Raw genomic sequence first — 19684 nt, 5'->3', positions numbered from 1 at the left:
TTCAAAACGCTTGACCAATGCCGGCATAGATGCCGAAATGAGGGTCGCCTGGGTCGCGGTTGAGCGGCACGGCGGCGTCGATACGCAGCGGCCCGAATGGCGTCACATAGCGCAAGCCGACGCCGGCGCCCACCTTGACGTCGGAAAAATCGGGGAACGACTTGGTCGATACCGTGCCGGCATCGACGAACGGCACGATGCCGATCGTGTCGGTGATGGCGATACGCATTTCAACCGAGGTCTCGAAGAAGGACAGGCCGCCGATCGGCTGGCCGGTGAAATCCTTGGGGCCGATGCCCTGATAGGCATAGCCGCGCACCGAGCCGCCGCCGCCGGAATAGAAACGCCGGTCGGCAGGCACGTTCTGCAGGCTGGTGCCGACGATCGAGCCAAGTGCGACACGTTCCGCCAGCACGAATTTCGAAGCGGTATCCAGCGACTGATAGGCCGATCCCTCGCCCTTCAGCTTGAGGAAGGCGGCACCGCTCAATATGTCGTAGCTCGGCTCGGCATAGGCCAGCAACCTGAAACCCTTGGTCGGGTTCAGCCTGACGTCCCTGTTGTCATAGACATATTGCAGCGGGATGCTGGCGATCAGGTATTTATGTTTGCCAAAGGAATCGTGGATGCGTGAATAGTCGAGCGCGACCTCGGCCGACACGGTTTGGTTCTTGGTCAGTTCATAGGACAGGCCGGTGTTGCCCTTGACCGAGAAATGGTCGTAGGCGTCGGGATGTTCGAGCACGGTCTTGATGCCGGCGAAGAATTTAGATGCCGGCCCGATCACGCCGGGTTTCTCGAACATGATGCCGGCATTGTAGTTCAATTCGGACAGGTCATTGCTGCCGATGCCGCTGATGGCTCCGTCGATGCGCAGCTTCTCGGCCCGGCCGAACAGGTTGCGATGGCCCCAATACCCCTCCAGCCCCAGCCCTTCCGTATTCGAGAAGGTGCCGCCCAGCCCGAAATAACGCGGCTTGCGCTCGCTGACCTGGACACCGATCGGAATGTTGCCCTCGGCATCGAGCTTGTCGGCCTCCTTGAAAGTCACGCTGTTGAAGACCTCGAGCGCCAGCAGCCTGTCGCGCGCATCGTCGATCTCCTGAGGCGAGTATTGCCGGCCACGTTTCAGCCCGGTCATGTATTCGGTGAAGTCGCGGTCGACCTTCTCGGTGCCTTCCACCGTGGTCGCGCCATAGCCGGCGACTGGCCCGGCAGCAACCGTCAGCGTCACGTCGAGGGTCGACGTGTCATGGTCGGCGACGATGTGCCTGCTGGTCACCTCGGCCAGCGGCCTGCCCTGCTCCTTCAGCGTGCGCACGATCAGCGCCTCGGCCTTGAGCACCGCGCCAGACCCAGCGTCGCCGCCTGATATCAGGCCGTAATCGGCGCTCATCAGTCCAGCGGCGTCACCCTCCAGCCGGATATCGCCGAGGGTGAATTTGGGACCCGCGGCGATGTTGACGGCCACGGGAATGGGCTGCGGACCCTTGAATTCGGCGTCCGGCGGCAATTCGTCCAGCGGCTTGCCCTCGATGGTGATGGTGACGACGCCTTCGTAGCGGGCATCGGCGTAGAGCGCCGCCACAAGCTGTTCTCGATCGCTGCGCGCCTTGGCCATCAGACCGAGCGAGCCGGAGACGGGATGGTCTTCGTCGCTCTTCAGCGCCGAGGCGTTTTCGAGCTTTTTTACCAGGTCCTTGTCGGCGTCGGGCGCGGAGATGGTCACGGCGTAGCGCATCGGATCGACGATGTCGGCATCCTCATCGCTCGATGAGCCCCACAGCTTGATGCCGAAGATTTCGAAGGCGGCCGCCGGTCCCAGCCCGGCGATCAGCGAGCAGCAGATCACGGCCAGAAGCAGCGCGCGCGAAAGCACGCGCTTTGGCTCGGTACCCCCTGACATCTGCCTTTCATACGCCGGCATTAAGACAACCTACTTTACAAACCTAAAATTGGAATGAAGTTCTGAAGCGCTCGTAAAGGGGCCACAATCCAATTGTCTGAAATAGGACGGGCTTGGAATTCACACCTTTTGCATTGCCGCAAGAATGCGTGATCCCCTGTCCTATGGAGGTACTACCGGCTGTTGGCCGGAAAGGAAACCGTTGGCAGGCGGAACCCTGCCGCGTCCTCATGTTGACAAGCCTGAGTGAAGCTTGAACATGCCCGGACGTCTGCAAATTGTCTGGAGGGTGTTATGGCAATGCGCGCGGCTCGTCGTCTGTCTTTCCTGATCCTTCTCTTCTTCGCCTGGGCCAATGTCTTGGCCTGGGGTAACGTCGCGCAAGCGGCCGAAGCACGGCGAGTCGCAACGACCGACAATTCCGACTATTTCGGTTTCGACCTCCGGTCCGACCAGAACGTCACGCTCGATCAATGCAAGACCACCTGCCTGGGCGATCCCGCCTGCCGCGCCTTCACCTATAACACCAAGGCCAAATGGTGCTTCCTCAAATCCGATTATAACCAGTTGAAGCCCTTCAACGGCGCGGTCGCGGGCAAGGTCGTCAATATCGACGGCGACCCCGACATCGGCGCACCGCCGGAACTCGCCTTCTTCCCCAACTGGATGGCTGACCAGGCCCAGCAATACCGTAACCGGCTGCTCGGCCCGGCCTATGACAGGCCGACCGAGGGCATGGCCGCGCTGACCACGGCGGCCGAGCAGGCGGTGCTCACCGGCGATCATCGCACTGCCGTGCAGAAATACGAGGCCGCGGTCTCTGTCATGCCCGACGATGGCCAGCTCTGGCTCAACCTGGCGCGCGAAACGCTTGCCGTGCAGCCGGCGGCCAACACATCCGAGGCCTCCACCTTGCCGGCAAACGGTACGTCGGCCGCCTTCAATGCCTACAAGCTCCTGCGTACAGCCAGGACGCGGGCGGAGACGCTGGCGCTCATCGGCTCCGGCCTCGACAAGCGCGACCTCTATCGCCCCGCCCTGCAGGCCTATGAAGCCAGCCTTGCCCTGGTACCTTCGCCTGCGGTCCAGGCCGACTATTCCGATCTCAAGGCTCGCAAGGGTTTCCGCGTCATCGACCACACCGTCGATGCCGACACCAGCGCCCCGCGCATCTGCGCCCAATTCTCCGAGGAACTGGTCAAGACCGGCGTCGATTACGCACAATTCGTCACCGTCGACAAGCAGCCGCCCAAAGGCGTTGAAGCCAAGGACAAGCAGATTTGCGTCGAAGGACTGGAACACGGCCAGCATTATGACGTGACCTTCCGCGCCGGCCTGCCGGCCGCCATCGGCGAAGTGACCGCCGCGCCCGTCGTGCTGTCGATCTATGTGCAGGACCGTGCGCCTTCGGCCCGCTTCACCGGCGACAGCTTCGTGCTGCCGGCCGGCGCGCGCCGCGGCATCCCCGTCGTCACTGTCAACATGAACGCCGCCGAGATGAAGCTCTATCGCATCGGCGACCGCTCGCTGGCCCAGCTTCTGTCCGGCTACCAGTTCCTGCATCAGCTCGACAGCTACGACATCTCAAACATTTCCGAGCAGATGGGCGAGCCGGTCTGGGAAGGCCAGCTCGACATCGCCAACGACCTGAACAAGGAGGTCACCACCTCCTTCCCGGTCGACGAGGCGCTGCCGCGGCGCAAGCCCGGCGTCTATGTGCTGACTGCCCAGGCTGTCAGCGAGAAGAGCGACGACTACAACTCGATGGCCACGCAATGGTTCGTCGTTTCCGACATCGGCCTCTCGACCTATACCGGTCAGGACGGGCTCAATGTCTATGCCCGTTCGCTGGGCAGCGCCAAGCCGATAGCGGGCGCCGAACTGACGCTGGTTGCCCGCAACAACGAGATCCTCGGCACCGCGACTTCGGATGCCGATGGTCATGCCGTGTTCAATCCCGGCCTAACACGCGGCGACGGCGGCATGGTGCCGGCCGTGCTGATGGCCAGGCAGGGCGATAACGACTTTGTCTTCCTCGACATGGCCCGCGCCGGTTTCGACCTGTCCGACCGCGGCGTCACTGGACGCGCAGCGCCGGGCGCGCTCGATATCTACGCCTGGACCGAGCGCGGCATCTACCGCGCCGGCGAGGAGGTGCATGTTGCGGCTCTTGCCCGTGACGGCGCCGCCAAGGCGGTCGAGAACCTGCCGCTGACCTTCATCTTCTCGCGCCCGGACGGCGTCGAGGATCGCCGCGTCGTCAGCGATGGCGCGTCAGCCGGCGGGCACGCCGTCGATCTGCCGCTCCAGCCAAACGCCATGCGCGGCACCTGGTCGGTATCGATCTATACCGATCCCAAGCAACCGGCCGTCGCCAGCCAGATGTTCCTGGTCGAGGATTTCGTGCCGGACCGCATCGAATTCGACATGAAGGCCGACAAGCAGGAGATCGCGCAGGGCGAAACCGCCAACATCACCGTCGACGGCCGCTTTCTCTATGGCGCACCGGCTGCTGGCCTCGCGCTCGAAGGCGAACTGACCCTGTCGACCGCGCGTGACTGGGACCGCTTCAACGGCTATTCCTTTGGCCTTGCCGACGAGCAGTCGTCGGAACCGACCGTCATCCCGTTCACCGATCTTCCGGTGGTCGGCGAGGATGGCAAGGCGACCTTCCCGGTCTCCGTCGAGCAACTGCCGTCGACCACGAAGCTCATCGACGCCAAGGTGACGGTCCGTATGCGTGAGACCGGCGGCCGCGCAATCGAGCGCTCGCTTAATATCGGCATCCGCCCGCAAGGCCACATGATCGGCATCCGGCCGGACTTTGCCGATGATGAAGTGCCGCAGGGCGGCACGGCGAAATTCAGCCTGATCGCCGTCGACCCCGACGGCCAGCGCGAGGCGCTGAAAGGTGCGCAATGGTCGCTGGTCAAGGTCGAGCGCAATTACCAGTGGTACCGCTCCAACAACTCATGGAATTACGAACCCGTCACCTTCACCAAATCGATCGCCAATGGCCAAGTCGACCTTGGCGCCGACGGCGAGGCGACAGTGTCGATCCCGGTCGACTGGGGCCGCTACCGGCTCGAGGTCGAGACAGCGGATCCGGAAGGACCCGCGACCAGTTATGAGTTCGATGGCGGCTGGTATGTCTCCTCCACCACTACCGAAACGCCTGATGGTCTCGAGATCGCCCTCGACAAGGACAATTATGCCGCCGGCGAAGTGGCCAGGCTCAAGGTCTCGCCGCACTTTGCCGGCGAACTTCTGGTCAACATCGGTTCCGACAAGCTGTTGAAGACCGTCACGGCGTCGGTGCCGGCCGGCGGCGGCACGGTCGACATCCCGGTCGGCGACGACTGGGGCGCCGGCGCCTATGTTACGGCAACCCTGTTCCGGCCTGGCGACGCGCAGGAAAGCCGCATGCCGGCCCGCGCCATCGGCGTGAAATGGCTGAAGGTCGATCCGGGCTCGAAGAAGCTCGCCGTCACCCTTACCCCGCCGGACAAGACCATGCCGCGCCAGCAGCTGTCGATCCCGGTCGCGGTCGCCGGCGTAGAGCCCGGCAGCAACGCCTATGTCACTGTCGCCGCCGTCGATGTCGGCATCCTCAACCTGACCAACTACAAGGCGCCGGATCCTGAGAATTGGTTTTTCGGCCAGCGCATGCTGGGCATGGAAATCCGTGATCTCTACGGCGGCCTGATCGACGGCTCTCTCGGTACTATGGGCAAGCTCAGGACCGGCGGCGACGGCGCCAACATGCAGGCGCAGGGCAGTCCGCCGACCGAAAAGCTGGTCGCCTTCTTCTCCGGCCCGGTGCAGCTCGATGCCGACGGCAAAGCACGCGTCGACTTCGATATTCCGCAGTTCAACGGCACGGTTCGCGTCATGGCCGTCGCCTGGACCAAGGAAGCGGTCGGCCACGCCCAGTCGGACGTGATCGTGCGCGATCCGGTGGTGATCACCGCCGGCCTGCCGCGCTTCCTGGCGCCCGGCGACGCCGCCGTCATGCGGCTCGACATTGCGGACACCGACGGTCCGGCCGGCGACTATGCGCTGTCGATCGACACGACGGGGGACCTCTCGACGGGCGACAAGCCCCTGCCCCAGAAACTGACGCTGGCGCAGGGCAAGCGCCAGACCCTGACCGTGCCGCTGATCGCACAGACGGCAGGCAATGCCTCGCTCACCATCAAGCTGGCGCACGCCGACGGCACCAAGGTCGAGCAGACGCTCTACGTGCCGGTGCGTCCGGCGCAATTGCCGGTCACCACCCGCTTGGTGGTCGACCTCAAGGGCAATGGCGGCGCGCTGCGCGTCGACAAGGAGCTTTTGGCGGCAAGCCTGCTCGACGGCGCTTCGGTCAGTGTCGGCGTTTCGCAGGCGGCGGCCTTCGATGTGCCTTCGCTCCTGATGACGCTCGACCGCTATCCCTATGGCTGCGCCGAGCAGACCACCAGCCGGGCGATGCCCCTGCTCTATGTCAACGAAATGGCCTCGGGCGTCGGCATGGAGAGCGATCCCGAGCTGCGTGGCCGCATCCAGGACGCGATCTACAAGGTGCTGAGCTACCAGGCTTCGGGCGGCAGCTTCGGCCTGTGGGGCCCGGGCTCCGGCGATCTGTGGCTCGACGCCTATGTCACCGACTTCCTGACCAGGGCGCGCGAGCAGAAATACGACGTGCCGGCGCTCGCCATGAACCAGGCACTGGGCAATCTTCAGAACTCGCTTGGGTACGATCAGGACGTCCAGGACCGCGGCAGCGAGATCGCCTACGCGCTCTATGTGCTCGCCCGCAACAAGAAGGCCTCGATCGGCGATCTGCGCTATTACGCGGACACCCAGCTCGAGGCCTTCACCAGCCCGATGGCTGTCGCCCAGCTGGCGGCGAGCCTGGCGCTCTATGGCGACGCCCAGCGTTCGGAAGCGACCTTCCAGACGGCGCTGCGGCTCGCCAAGTCGAGCACGGACTATGACTATTATCGGTCGGACTATGGCTCGGCGCTGCGGGACGGCGCCGCGATGCTGGCGCTGGCGGCGGAATCAAAACCGGCGCCGACGATCGTGCCGGAATTGATCAAGCTGGTGACCAAACAACGCGCCGAGGTCCGCTGGACCAGCACCCAGGATGAATCCTGGATGCTGCTGGCGGCCCGGGCACTGAAGGAAGGCAATGATTCGATCACGCTTTCCGTCAATGGCGCGCCGCATTCCGGCGGCTATTCCAGCCAGGTCAACGGCAGCGATCTGGCCGACAGCCCGCTCACCATCGCCAACACCGGCAAGACCCCGCTGCAGGCCGTCGTCACCACCGTGGCGTCGCCGGTACAGCCCTTGCCGGCGGGAGGTGACGGCTTCACTATCGAGCGCACCTACTACAAGCTCGACGGCACCGAAGCCAATGTGACGGAGGCAACCCAGAACGAACGCTATGTCGTCGTGCTCAAGGTCAACGAACAGAACAACTGGCCTTCGCGCCTTTTGATTACCGACCTTTTGCCGGCCGGCTTCGAGATCGACAATCCCGGCCTGGTCTCCAGCGCGCAATTGTCGAACTTCTCCTGGCTGGCGCAGACCGACGCCGCGCATCTGGAATTCCGCGACGACCGTTTCGTCGCCGCCTTCAACCCCAGCGACGGCGACCACGACCACAATCTGACGCTCGCCTATGTCGTGCGCGCCGTGACGCCGGGCATCTACGCCCATCCGGCCGCAACGGTGGAGGATATGTACCGGCCGCAATATTCGGCCCGTACCGCCACCGGCATGATGGAGGTCAAGGCGCCGTAAGGTGTCGCGGCGGACATGAACGTGAAGTTTGCGCTGCCCCTCATTGCCCTGCCGGCACCTTCTCCCCGTTTAGTGACGGGGAGAAAGGGGCCTGCACCAAGGCTTTCGCCAATTTTCAACGTTACAGAAAAGGCGCCGACGATTGCGACAGCTCCCTTCTCCCCGCCACTATGCGGGGAGAAGGTGCCGGCAGGCGGATGAGGGGCAGCGCCATGCCCTCAAGAAAATTCCTGCGCCGCGCGGCTATCGCTAGCACCTCCTTGGTGGCTGTTATTGCTGTTTCCGCCGCTACCCTGTGGCAGCTCGACCGCGCCTTCCCGCCTCCGCTTCCTGAAAAGCTTACCGTCTCGACGGAAGTCCAGGACCGCGACGGCCAGCTTTTGCGCGCCTTCGCCACGCCTGACGGCTATTGGCGGCTCGAAACCCGCCTCGACCAGGTCGACAAGCAGTTCGTCGACATGTTGGTCACCTATGAGGACAAGCGCTTCTGGAACCATGAAGGCGTCGATGTGCTGGCGCTTGCCCGCGCCGCCGGCCAGTTCGCCACCAGTGGCCACATCGTGTCCGGCGGCTCGACGCTGTCGATGCAACTCGCCCGCCTGATCGAGCCGCGCGACAGCCGCAGCCTCGGCTCCAAGCTCAAGCAGATGCTGCGCGCCATCCAGATCGAGCGGCGGCTGTCCAAGCACGAGATCCTCGAACGCTATCTGACGCTGGCGCCCTATGGCGGCAATCTCGAAGGCGTGCGCGCCGCTTCGCTCGCCTATTTCGGTAAGGAGCCGAAGCGGCTCACCGTCTCGGAAGCCGCGCTTCTCGTCGCCCTGCCGCAGCTGCCGGAGAAGCGCCGGCCCGACCGCAACCTCGCGATCGCGCACGCCGCCCGCGACCGCGTGCTGTCCCGCATGGCCTCGGCTGGCCTGCTTGGCGAACGCGAGGCCGCGCGCGCCGCGCTCGACGATGTGTCTGGCCTGCGCCGTAGCTTGCCGGCGCTCGCCGCGCACGCCGCCTATGCGATGCTGCCCAAGGCGGTTCCCGGCCAGCCGCTCAAGCTGACGATCCGCAAGAGCGTCCAGGAAGGGCTGGAACAGGTAGCGCGCGACGCCGCCGCCAAGCTTGGGGCGCGTCTCTCCGTCGCCATGGTGCTGGCCGATTCCCGCACCGGCGATATTCTGGGCGAAGTCGGCTCGGCCAATTTCTTCGACGCCAGCCGCTCCGGCTGGATCGACATGACCAAGGTCGTGCGTTCGCCGGGCTCGACGCTGAAGCCATTCATCTACGGTCTTGCCTTCGAACAGGGACTGGTGGCGCAGGAAATGCTGATCGAGGACAGCCCGGCCGATTTCGGCGGCTACCGGCCGAAGAATTTCGATATGGGCTATCAGGGCGACGTCAGCATCCGCGAGGCGCTGCAACTGTCGCTCAACGTGCCGGCGATCCGCGTGCTCGACGCGGTCGGTCCCGCGCGGCTGACGGCCCGATTCCGCCAGGCTGGGGTAAACCCGATCCTGCCGGTCAACGAGGCGCCGGGCCTGGCCATCGGCCTTGGCGGCGTTGGGATTACGCTGCGCGATCTCGTCCAGCTCTATACAGGGCTCGCCAATGGCGGCAAGACGCACACGCTGCATGATGGCACCGAGCCGGTCGATGCCGAGCGCACCACCGCGACCATCCTCGATGACCAGGCGAGCTGGCAAATCATGGACATTCTGTCGGGCGTCAAGCCGCCCGAGGGTGCATTGCAGCGCGGCATCGCCTACAAGACCGGCACCTCCTATGGCTACCGCGATGCCTGGTCGGTCGGCTTCGACGGCCGTTACGTGCTGGGCGTCTGGGTCGGCCGGGCCGATGCAGGCGCGGTGCCTGGCCTGTCCGGCTATGTGTCGGCAGCCCCAATTCTGTTCGAGGGCTTTGTCCGCTCGGGTCTCGCCACCGTGCCGCTGCCGGGAAAGCCCCCCGGCGCCTTCACTCCTCGACGTAACGACCTGCCTGTGACGCTTGCCCGCTTCGGCGCCGGGTCCGACGGCCTGGTTCAGGCCTCGACCCCCACAGAGCCCGCGCCGACCATTATCTTTCCGCCCGACGGCGCCCGCGTCGATCTCGCCACCAACTCGGCCGACGCCTCGCCGCTGGTACTGAAGCTGCAAGGCGGGCGCGCGCCGTTCCGCTGGCTGGCCAACGGCAAGCCGCTGACCGGCATCGACCGCCGGCGCACCGCGACATGGCAACCGGACGGCACCGGCTACTCGACCTTGACCGTAATCGATGCGGCGGGACGCGCGGCAAGTGTGAAGGTGTTTGTTGAATAAGATTGCGCAAGCGATTCAGGGGATTGCGCTTCTTCGCCTGAGGTACGGCGCCTCGCGACAATACTCGCGACGCCAGTTCCTTTACCCGCAATCTCCTCCCAGCCCGCGCCGACGCCCTGCCCGCCGACTTCGTCCGCGTTGCCGGCCCCTCGATCCGCCAGGATATCCGTTACGCCGGAACGGACAATTTTCCTGTACCGCAAGCGAAGCGACGGCAAACCGCAAGCTGCTGCTCGGCGCGATGCACTCGGCCGGATTCAAGAACTATGCACGCGAATGGCGGCACCTTCACGCTGAACCACGATCCCTCCGCCAAGCAGCGCTTCGATTTCCCAGTCCAGCCGGATAGCGTGCCGACCAAATGCCACAGCCTTGCTTCGGCACCGCTTGTTCCTAGATAGGTCGATGGGGATTCGCCAAGGGGACGTTTGAGGGAAAATGTTTCTCCGCACCGCGAAATCAGGTCCAAGATTTTCTCCAAAACGACAAAAAAGGCAACATTTAATGCATCTAAATTCTACCAATTCGGTAGATTTGACGTGGGTTCAACGGAGGCAGAAATGACCAAACCTCGTTTCAGGAGACTGCTCGGCGCACTGGTCGCCACGTCTGTCCAGTTCGGCACGCTCGGTTTCGCGTTCGCCGATACCACCATTCTCAACGTGTCGTACGATCCGACACGCGAGCTCTACAAGGCTTATGACGAGGCCTTCGCCGCTCACTGGAAAGCCGAGACAGGGGAAACGGTCACCATACAGCAGTCGCACGGTGGATCGGGCGCACAGGCCCGGGCCGTGATCGACGGCCTCGACGCCGACGTGGTGACGCTGGCGCTCGAAGGCGATATCAACGCCATCGTCTCCAAGTCGAAAAAGATCAATCCGGACTGGCGCACGAAATTCGAGAACAATTCGGCACCCTACACCTCGACCATCATCTTCCTCGTCCGCAAAGGAAACCCCAAGGGCATCCACGACTGGAACGACCTGGTCAAGGACGGCGTCCAGGTGATTACGCCCAACCCGAAGACATCGGGCGGCGCACGCTGGAACTATCTCGCCGCCTGGGCTTATGCCAACGCCAATGACGGTGGCGACGAGGCCAAGACGAAGGAGTTCGTCGGCAAGCTCTATGCCAACGCTCCGGTGCTCGATACCGGTGCGCGCGGCTCGACGGTGACCTTCGCGCAAAAGGGCCTGGGCGACGTGCTGATTGCCTGGGAAAACGAGGCCTATCTAGCGCTCGACGAGTTCGGTGCCGAAAATTTCGATATCGTCTATCCCCCGACCTCGATCCTAGCCGAGCCGCCGGTCGCTTTGGTCGACGCCAATGTCGATGCCAAGGGCACGCGCAAGGTCGCCGAAGCCTATCTGGGCTGGCTCTATTCCAAGGAAGCGCAGACGATCATCGCCAAGAACCACTATCGTCCGGCCAAGCCCGATCTGGTGTCGGCAGAGGACCTGGCCAAGCTACCGCCGATCAAGCTGGTCACCATCGACGACCCACAATTCGGCGGCTGGAAGAAAGCACAGCCTTACCATTTCGGCGATGGTGGTATATTCGACCAGATCTACAAGCCCCAGTAAGCAGTCGATATTCAGGACGATATGATCACAGCACCCGCTCGGGCGGGTTGGCGGTTTCGACAGCCGAGCGTCATTCCGGGTTTCGGATTGACGCTCGGCTTCTCGCTTGCCTACCTGACCCTCATCATCCTCATTCCGCTGTCGGGGCTGATCTGGCGCTCCGCGGCGCTCGGCTGGACCGATTTCTGGGCGATCGCCACCGACCGGCGCACCATCAACGCGCTCCGCATCAGCTTCGGCACCGCCTTTGTCGCGGCCGCCGTCAATGTCGTCTTCGGCACGCTGGTCGCCTGGGGGTGCTGGTGCGCTACCGCTTTCCCGGCCGCCGCATCGTCGATGCCATGGTCGACCTGCCCTTCGCGCTGCCGACGGCGGTGGCCGGCATCGCGCTGACCACGCTCTACGCGCCCAATGGCTGGATCGGCAAGCTGTTGCTGCCGCTTGGGCTCAAGGTCGCCTACACCCCGCTCGGCATCGTCATCGCGCTGGTCTTCATCGGCCTGCCCTTCGTCGTGCGCACCGTGCAGCCGATCATGGAGGAGATCGACAAGGAGGTGGAGGAGGCCGCCGCCACGCTCGGCGCCAGCCGCTTCCAGATCGTCACCCGGGTGCTGTTCCCGGGCCTGGCGCCGGCCATCGTCACCGGTTTCGCGCTGGCCTTCGCGCGCGGCGTCGGCGAATACGGCTCGGTCATCTTCATCGCCGGCAACCTGCCCTACAAGTCCGAGATCGCGCCGCTTTTGATCGTCATCCGGCTGGAGGAGTACAATTACCCGGCGGCGACCGCCATCGCCGCGATCATGCTGGCGCTGTCGTTCCTGATGCTGCTCATCGTCAACCTGGCGCAGACATGGAGCCGCAAGCGCTATGGCTGATCCGGAGATCAAATCCTACGAGCCGCATCACGACAGCCGCTCGGCGGCGGTGACCGAAAGCCGCCCGGCGCAGGCCGTGCTGATGGCGATCGCGTTCGCCTTCCTCGGCATCTTCCTGCTGTTGCCGCTGATCATCGTCTTCAACGAAGCCTTCGCCAAGGGCGTCGGCGCCTACACCGAGGCGCTCGGCAATCCCGATACGCGCGCTCGGCGATCCGGCTGACGCTGCTGGTGGCGGCGATCTCGGTGCCGCTCAATGTCGTCTTCGGCATCTCGGCCGCCTGGGCGATCGCCAAGTTCGAGTTCAAGGGCAAGGCCTTCCTGACCACGCTGATCGACCTGCCGTTCTCGGTCTCGCCGGTCATCTCGGGCCTGGTCTATGTGCTTCTGTTCGGCGCCCAGGGGCTGCTCGGCGCCTGGCTGAAGGCGCACGGCATCGTCATCCTGTTCGCCGTGCCCGGCATTGTGCTGGCCACCGTCTTCGTCACCTTCCCCTTCGTGGCCCGCGAGCTGATCCCGCTGATGCAGGAGCAGGGCAATGGCGACGAGGAGGCCGCGCTGTCGCTCGGCGCCAATGGCTGGCAGGCCTTCTGGTATGTGACGCTGCCCAACGTCAAATGGGGGCTGCTTTACGGCGTGCTCTTGTGCAATGCGCGCGCCATGGGCGAGTTCGGCGCGGTCTCGGTGGTGTCGGGCCACATACGCGGCCTGACCAACACCATGCCGCTGCATGTCGAGATCCTCTACAATGAATACAACGCCGTCGGCGCCTTTGCCGTCGCCTCGCTGCTGGCCGGCCTGGCGCTGGTGACGCTGGTCCTGAAGACACTGCTCGAGATGCGTTACGGCGCCGAGATCGCCGCGGCGCGTGGACATTGATGCATGTCGCCCAAAAGTGGAAACCGGTTTTGGGATAACGGCATGCATGAAACAAAAGACATGTCGCCCAAAAGCGGGAACCGGTTTTGGGATAACGGCATGCAGCCACTACAAAGGGACTGTTGATGGAAGTTCGCGTTGCCAATGTGCGCAAGGAGTTCGAGCGGTTTCCCGCGCTCCATGACGTGTCGCTCGACATCAAGTCGGGCGAGCTGATCGCGTTGCTGGGGCCGTCGGGCTCGGGCAAGACGACGCTGCTGCGGCTGATTGCCGGGCTGGAGCGGCCGACGCGCGGCAAGATCTTCTTCGGCGACGAGGACGCCTCGCACAAATCGATCCAGGAGCGCAATGTCGGCTTCGTCTTCCAGCACTACGCGCTGTTCCGGCACATGACGGTCTTGGACAATATCGGCTTCGGCCTCAAGGTCCGGCAGGGCTCGACGCGGCCGCCGGCGCAGGAGATCCGCCGCCGCGCCTCCGAACTGCTCGACCTGGTCCAGCTCTCGGGCCTGGAAAAGCGCTATCCGGCGCAGCTATCCGGTGGCCAGCGCCAGCGCGTCGCGCTGGCGCGCGCCATGGCGATCGAACCCAAAGTGCTTCTGCTCGACGAGCCGTTCGGCGCGCTCGATGCGCAGGTGCGCCGGGAACTGCGCCGCTGGCTGCGCGACATCCATGACGCCACCGGCCACACCACCGTCTTCGTCACCCACGACCAGGAAGAGGCGCTGGAGCTTGCCGACCGCGTCGTGGTGATGAGCCAGGGCCGCATCGAGCAGGTCGGCACCGCCGACGACATCTATGACAGGCCGAACTCGCCTTTCGTCTATGGCTTCATCGGCGAATCGAGCTCGCTTCCCGTCAAGGTCGAGAATGGCGAGGTCTGGCTCGCCGATCGCCCGATCGGGCTGTCGGCGCCGGACGCCGCCAGCGGCAATGCCAGGCTGTACTTCCGCCCGCACGATGTCGAATTGCTGAGCGGCTGCTCTGGCTGCATCGCCGGCACGGTGGTCGCCAGCCGCCGCGTCGCCGGCACCCGCCGGGTGGAACTCGAGATCGGCGGCGAACGCCAGCGCGTCGAGATCGAGCTGCCCGTCGACCACCCCGCGGCACAGAAGAGCCGGGTAGCGTTCCGCCCGGGCCGCTGGAAGCTGTTTCCGGCTGCTTGATATTAGACCGAGCACCACTCCAGCCAGTTCTCGATCTTGAGGTTGCGGATTCGCATGAACTCGCCCGTATTGGCCGTTACCAAAGTGATGCCCACAGCGCAGGCGTGCGCAGCAATAAAAAGGTCGTATGGTCAATGGGTTGGCCGGCGGCCTCCAGTTCTGCACGAAGGGCGCCATACTCTGCATCCGCCGGCACATCGAGCGGCAAGACCGGAATCTCGGCCATCAATTGCTCGACTTTTTTGAGCAGCTTGGTTGATCCCTTCCTGGCACAGCCATATCGCAATTCCGAGGCAACCACGATACTTGTGCAAATGGCGTCGTCTCCCTCGCGCTCCACTGCATTGGCCGCTTTGCCAGCCGGATTTCGAATCATGTCACTGATGATGTTGGTGTCCAGCATAAACCGCATCAAAAAATGTCCTCGGATTCGACCGGCGCATCATTGATTTCGGGAAGATCGCCCTCGGGGCCGAGCGGCGGCTCGTTTGCCCATTGGCGAGCAACGCGCCGAGCCCAGCTTTGCGGATCGGCTCAATGACAAGGCGGTCGCTTTCACGGCTGATCAGGACCTTCTCGCCGGGGAGCTCGAACTCGACAGGAATGCGCACCGCCTGGCTGCGGTTATTGCGAAACAGCTTCGCCTCCTTCGACGGCCGCGTTGTTGAATGGCGATGTCGGGGCATGGTTGCCTCCCTTTGTATATGCATATTGTACATGCATGCTGGCTCAGCAATGCAAGGGTAAGGAAGCGTTGGGAGGAACAGAATTCTAATGACAGCGCTCTTGACGACATTTTTTCTTACGGCGGCACCCGCGAAACCATTGCAGGTGCCTCGTCGGGCCAGTGGCGCAGGGCTATGGTCGGGCGATTAAGCACTACACGGAGCCTTATTTCATGAAGCGATTTCTCCTCGGCGTCGCCACCGTCGCCGGCCTGTTCCTCGCATCTTCCCAAGCCTGGTCTGCCGACAAGCTGCTCAACGCCTCCTATGACGTCGGCCGCGAACTGTTCGTCCAGGTCAACAAGGCATTCATCGAGAAGCACCCGGGCGTGAGCATCGACCAGTCGCATGCCGGCACCTCGGCTCAGGCACGCGCCATCGCCGAAGGGCTCGGCGCTGATGTCGTCACCTTCAACCAGGTCACCGACATCGACTTCCTGGTCAAGAAGGGCCTCGTCTCGGCCGACTGGCAGAAGGATTTTCCCGACAACGCCTCGCCCTTCTATTCGCTGCCGTCCTTCCTGGTGCGGGCGGGCAACCCCAAGCACATCAAGGATTGGAACGACCTGGTGCGCGACGACGTGCAGGTGATCTTCCCCAACCCGAAAACCTCGGGCAATGCGCGCTACACCTATCTGGCGGCGACCGCCTACGCCAAGGAGGCCTTCAAGGGCGACGACGCCAAGGTGAAGGAATTCATCACCAAGTTGTTCAACAACGTGCCGATCTTCGACACGGGCGGGCGCGCAGCCACCACCACTTTCGTGCAGCGCGAGATCGGTGACGTGCTGATCACGTTCGAATCCGAAACCCGCGGCATCCGCAAGGAGTATGGCGACGACAAATTCGAGCAGGTCACGCCTTCCGTCAGCCTGCTGGCAGAATTCCCGGTGGCGATCGTCGACAAGGTCGCCGACGAACATGGCACGCGTGATCTGGCCAAAAGCTATCTCGATTTCCTCTATACGCCCGAAGGGCAGGACATCGCCGCTGACAATGGCCTGCGCGCCCGCGACACGGCCGTCGCCGCCAAACACAAGGCCGACTTCCCGGACGTGCGCCTGCTGACGGTGGAAAACGTCTTCGGCGGCTGGGACAACATCCAGAAAGAGCATTTCGCCGCCGGCGGCCTGCTCGACCAGGCCTATGGCAGCCGATAAGGTTTTCGCGGCGCGATAGCACGTTACGATAAGCAAATCAGGAAAGCCGGCGCTTTGCCGGCTTTCGCCGTTTGCGGCAAAATATGGCAAATACGACGCCAGCCGCGCAAAAGGTTACGAAGAATCAACGCGTTTGCGCCTAACGTGCCGACAAATCGGCTTGTTCGCGAAACGGCAGCGCTCCACAAGCCCCGTCATCATTTGCACACAAACAGCCGCCAGATGCGGATTGTTGGGGCTTCATGGGTTGACTCGGGCATGCTGACTAAAAAAGGCAAATACGGCCTCAAGGCCCTCGTGCATCTGTCCGGCTTGCCGGCTGGCCAATTGGCCTTCGTCAACGACATCGCGGTCGCCAACAACATCCCGAAAAAATTCCTCGATGCCATTCTGGGCGAGCTGCGCAATGCCGGCTTCGTCCAGAGCCGCAAAGGCAAGGAAGGCGGCTATCGCCTCGCCCGCCCGGCCTCGGAGATCAAGATCGGCCATGTGGTGCGTGTGCTGGACGGGCCGCTGGCGCCGATCCCATGCGCCAGCCGCACGCAGTATCAGCGCTGCGAGGATTGCGACGAAGCGACGTGCCAGGTCCGGCACATGATGCTCGAGGTGCGCCAGGCAATCGCCGAGGTGCTGGACAACCGCAGCCTTGCCGCCATGCGCGATGCCGACAATGATGATTTTCCGGTCGAGTTGACGTCGCAGATCTAGATCCTGCGCATGCGCCGCACTTGCCGGCGTAAGTCGCATGCCGGTATGGCGCCGATCAAGGTTCAGAACCGCCGCTTCATGCGCACCGCCTCGGCTACGAGGTCGGCGATCAGGCGCGTCGCATCGAGCGTCAGCGCCCGCTCATCCGCCGCCGGCGGCTCGAGAATGGCGAACTGGCTGTCGACCAGGCTTGCCGGCATGAAATGGCCCTTGCGGCTGGCGACCCGCAGCCTCGCCATGGCCGGATCGATCTCCAGATAGAGGAAGACGATGTCTCGGCAAATGCCACGCAGGCGCTCGCGGTAGCTTCGCTTCAACGCCGAGCAGGCAGCGACCACGCTCCGCCCCTCACCGGCCGACGCTGCGATGCGCTCGCCGATTGCATCGAGCCAGCCTTCGCGCAGTTGATCGGTAAGCGGCTGACCGCTTGCCATGCGGGCGACGTTCTCGGGGGGATGAAGACGGTCACCCTCGATGAAGACCGCGCCCAGCGCGGTTGCCAGCGCTGCACCGACGACCGATTTGCCGCATCCGGCGACACCCATAACCACAATGGCTGGGGGTACAGAGCCGGGGGCGGCCTCCGCCATCCGCTGAGCCTTTTCGTCCACTGTCAGCGGCTTGCCGGCGCGCGGCCGTAGAGCAGCAGCATGGCGACGATGACGACGCCGTAGATGATCTGCCTACCCGCCTCCGGCATCTGCATGACCGACAGTATGGATTGCAGGAGCGTGATCAGGATGACGCCGGCGACAGTGCCGAGATAGGAGCCGCGCCCGCCAAGGATCGAGGTGCCGCCCAGCACGACGGCCGCGATCGACGGCAGGAGATAGGCGTCGCCCATCGACTGCGCCGCCTTGGAGGCGTAGCCGGCAAGCAGCACCCCGCCGAAGGCGGAGAGCCCGCCGGAGACGGCAAAGGCGATCATCACCACGCGCCTTGTGTCGATGCCGGAGAGGTAGGCGGCACGCTCGCGGTTGCCGATGCCGTAGACGGTGCGGCCAAAGCCGGTGCGGGTCAGAACGAACACCATCGCGGCGCCGATCAGCGCCCAGATGATGACCGCGTTGGGAACTCCCGGAATGGCAAAGCCGGTAGCCAGGTAGCGCATGGCGCCGGTGGCCGAATCCTGGGGCGAGAAGCCGCCGGTGTAGACCACCATCAGCCCTTGCGCGACGGCGTTGGTGGCGAGCGTGATGATCATGGAGGGAATGCGCAAATAGGCGACGCCGATGCCGTTGACGATGCCGATCAGCACCCCGCACAAGATGCCGAATGGAATGGCCAACGCAACGCCGGCCGGGCCATAGGCGGCCGCAGCGCAAGCCATCATCGCGCCCGCCGCCACCGACCACGGCACCGACAGGTCGATCTGGCCGAGCAGGATGACCAGCATCATGCCGGTGGCGATGACGCCGAGAAACGAGGCCACCTTGAGCTGCTGCAAGAGATATTCAGGCGACAGGAAGCTGCGCGAATAAAGACTGCCCAGCAGGAGCAGGACCACGATGCAGGCAAAGGCCGTCAACACCGCGGGATCGGCGCGGCGAATGAATTTCGGCATGCGGCCGGCGAGGCCACCCAATGTCGTCTCGCTCACAGGAACCACTCCAGCCGGTTGCGGACCCGAAACAGGGCGAAGGCGCCGAGGCTGACGGCGATCAGCAGGATAACGCCCTGGAACAGCGGCTGCCACAGCGGATCGAAATCGAAGACGAACAACAGATCGCCGATAGTGCGGAAGGCGAGCGCGCCGAAGATCGCGCCGATGGCACTCCCCTTGCCGCCGAACAGCGAGACGCCGCCCAGCACCACGGCGGCAATGGAAAACAACGTGTAGGAGTTGCCGCTGGCATAGGCCGCTTCGCCCGTATAGGTGAAGAACGTCAGGAACAGGCCGCCGATCGAGGCCAGCAGCCCCGCCAGCGTATAGGCTGCGAACTTGCCGCGCCGGATGGGCACGCCTGACATGTAGGCCGCCATTTCCGACGACCCTGCCGCATAGGCCGCGCGGCCAAGCACCGAACGGCTGAACGGCACCCAGATCACCAACACGACGGCCAGGAGCACAACCATGCTGGCCGGCACCACGTCAAACACACGGCCCGTCAGCGCGTCGGCCAGATCCTCGTTGACCGATCCGCCCGGGAACGGCCGCAGTAGAAGCCCGATGCCATAATAGACCGCGCCGGTGGCGATCGTGGCGACGATCGGCTGCAGCCGCCCGTAGATGACGATGGCGCCGTTGATCGCCCCGCACAGCAGTCCGACGGCCAGCACCGCCAACACGCCAAGCGCCGTCTGCACCGGCGTGCCCACCACCAGCCACGAGGCCAGGCAGTTGGTCAACAGGAAGATCATGCCGACGGAAAGGTCGATGCCCGCGGTGATCACCACCAGCGTCTGCGCCATGGCGACGAAGGCCAGCAGCACGCCCTTGTTGGCCGCCGTCTGCACGACATTGGCGGTGAAGCCGGCCGGATGGTTCGCGGTGTAGATGACGAACATGACGATGAAGATGCCAAGCGCCAGCAGCGTTCCGCGCTGCTCCGCCAACCAGTAGCGCCAATCCTTCACGCC

At 64.0% G+C, this 19684-nt stretch carries 10 protein-coding genes and 4 pseudogenes; 8 read left to right on the top strand and 6 right to left on the bottom strand.

Annotated features, from left to right (window positions below):
• Position 1: 1 nt before the first annotated feature.
• Positions 2 to 1927, bottom strand: coding sequence for an autotransporter assembly complex protein TamA (locus FJ972_RS14195; protein WP_140521247.1), 1926 nt, complete (start codon positions 1925 to 1927; stop codon positions 2 to 4).
• A gap of 273 nt (positions 1928 to 2200) precedes the next feature.
• Between FJ972_RS14195 and FJ972_RS14190 the strand changes: the two genes are divergently transcribed.
• The 6 genes and pseudogenes from FJ972_RS14190 to FJ972_RS14160 all read left to right on the top strand — a co-directional run bounded on the left by FJ972_RS14190 (position 2201) and on the right by FJ972_RS14160 (position 14511).
• Positions 2201 to 7699: an alpha-2-macroglobulin family protein gene (locus FJ972_RS14190; protein WP_140521248.1), complete on the top strand. Its 5499-nt coding sequence runs from the start codon at positions 2201 to 2203 to the stop codon at positions 7697 to 7699.
• 212 nt (positions 7700 to 7911) lie between these two features.
• Positions 7912 to 10005, top strand: coding sequence for a penicillin-binding protein 1C (gene pbpC / locus FJ972_RS14185; protein WP_140521249.1), 2094 nt, complete (start codon positions 7912 to 7914; stop codon positions 10003 to 10005).
• A gap of 560 nt (positions 10006 to 10565) precedes the next feature.
• Positions 10566 to 11591 carry a sulfate ABC transporter substrate-binding protein gene (locus FJ972_RS14175; protein ID WP_140521250.1) on the top strand — a complete coding sequence of 342 codons (1026 nt, stop codon included), beginning with the start codon at positions 10566 to 10568 and terminating at the stop codon, positions 11589 to 11591.
• A 21-nt stretch (positions 11592 to 11612) separates the two neighbouring features.
• Positions 11613 to 12466, top strand: a pseudogene (gene cysT / locus FJ972_RS14170) (sulfate ABC transporter permease subunit CysT).
• Positions 12459 to 13345, top strand: a pseudogene (gene cysW, locus FJ972_RS14165) (sulfate ABC transporter permease subunit CysW). Before cysT ends, cysW begins: the two co-directional pseudogenes overlap by 8 nt.
• A gap of 125 nt (positions 13346 to 13470) precedes the next feature.
• Entirely contained in the window at positions 13471 to 14511 is a 1041-nt protein-coding gene (locus FJ972_RS14160; RefSeq protein ID WP_226880267.1) for a sulfate/molybdate ABC transporter ATP-binding protein, read from the top strand.
• A gap of 2 nt (positions 14512 to 14513) precedes the next feature.
• On the opposite strand, the pseudogene FJ972_RS14155 reads toward FJ972_RS14160, so the two are convergent.
• Positions 14514 to 14923: pseudogene (locus FJ972_RS14155) on the bottom strand (type II toxin-antitoxin system VapC family toxin).
• Positions 14923 to 15197: pseudogene (locus tag FJ972_RS14150) on the bottom strand (antitoxin). The pseudogenes FJ972_RS14155 and FJ972_RS14150 overlap by 1 nt, the downstream one beginning before the upstream one ends.
• A gap of 212 nt (positions 15198 to 15409) precedes the next feature.
• Between FJ972_RS14150 and FJ972_RS14145 the strand changes: the two are divergent.
• Both FJ972_RS14145 and FJ972_RS14140 read left to right on the top strand, forming a co-directional pair.
• Positions 15410 to 16396, top strand: coding sequence for a sulfate ABC transporter substrate-binding protein (locus FJ972_RS14145; RefSeq protein ID WP_140499837.1), 987 nt, complete (start codon positions 15410 to 15412; stop codon positions 16394 to 16396).
• 258 nt (positions 16397 to 16654) lie between these two features.
• Entirely contained in the window at positions 16655 to 17104 is a 450-nt protein-coding gene (locus FJ972_RS14140; RefSeq protein WP_013530871.1) for an RrF2 family transcriptional regulator, read from the top strand.
• A 62-nt stretch (positions 17105 to 17166) separates the two neighbouring features.
• Here the strand turns inward: FJ972_RS14140 and FJ972_RS14135 are convergent, their stop codons facing one another.
• The 3 genes from FJ972_RS14135 to FJ972_RS14125 are packed head-to-tail and all read right to left on the bottom strand — an operon-like array spanning position 17167 to position 19681.
• Entirely contained in the window at positions 17167 to 17694 is a 528-nt protein-coding gene (locus FJ972_RS14135) for a gluconokinase (protein ID WP_181173510.1), read from the bottom strand.
• A gap of 23 nt (positions 17695 to 17717) precedes the next feature.
• Positions 17718 to 18704, bottom strand: a complete 987-nt coding sequence (locus FJ972_RS14130) for an ABC transporter permease (RefSeq protein ID WP_140499839.1) — start codon at positions 18702 to 18704, stop codon at positions 17718 to 17720.
• On the bottom strand, positions 18701 to 19681 hold the full coding sequence (locus tag FJ972_RS14125; RefSeq protein ID WP_140499841.1) for an ABC transporter permease: 981 nt from the start codon (positions 19679 to 19681) through the stop codon (positions 18701 to 18703). The genes FJ972_RS14130 and FJ972_RS14125 overlap by 4 nt, the downstream gene beginning before the upstream one ends.
• Positions 19682 to 19684: the final 3 nt, after the last annotated feature.

It is taken from the genome of Mesorhizobium sp. B2-1-1 (genome assembly GCF_006442975.2).
Lineage (GTDB): Bacteria > Pseudomonadota > Alphaproteobacteria > Rhizobiales > Rhizobiaceae > Mesorhizobium.
The sequence above is the reverse complement of the archived record's forward strand: the minus strand, read 5'-3'. Positions and strand labels throughout refer to the sequence as shown.

Coding starts and splice junctions, on each gene's coding strand:
- FJ972_RS14195 (WP_140521247.1), bottom strand. CDS start 1,927: ATGCCGGCGTATGAAAGGCAGATGTCAGGGGGTACCGAGCCAAAGCGC.
- FJ972_RS14190 (WP_140521248.1), top strand. CDS start 2,201: ATGGCAATGCGCGCGGCTCGTCGTCTGTCTTTCCTGATCCTTCTCTTC.
- pbpC (WP_140521249.1), top strand. CDS start 7,912: ATGCCCTCAAGAAAATTCCTGCGCCGCGCGGCTATCGCTAGCACCTCC.
- FJ972_RS14175 (WP_140521250.1), top strand. CDS start 10,566: ATGACCAAACCTCGTTTCAGGAGACTGCTCGGCGCACTGGTCGCCACG.
- FJ972_RS14160 (WP_226880267.1), top strand. CDS start 13,471: ATGGAAGTTCGCGTTGCCAATGTGCGCAAGGAGTTCGAGCGGTTTCCC.
- FJ972_RS14145 (WP_140499837.1), top strand. CDS start 15,410: ATGAAGCGATTTCTCCTCGGCGTCGCCACCGTCGCCGGCCTGTTCCTC.
- FJ972_RS14140 (WP_013530871.1), top strand. CDS start 16,655: ATGCTGACTAAAAAAGGCAAATACGGCCTCAAGGCCCTCGTGCATCTG.
- FJ972_RS14135 (WP_181173510.1), bottom strand. CDS start 17,694: ATGGCGGAGGCCGCCCCCGGCTCTGTACCCCCAGCCATTGTGGTTATG.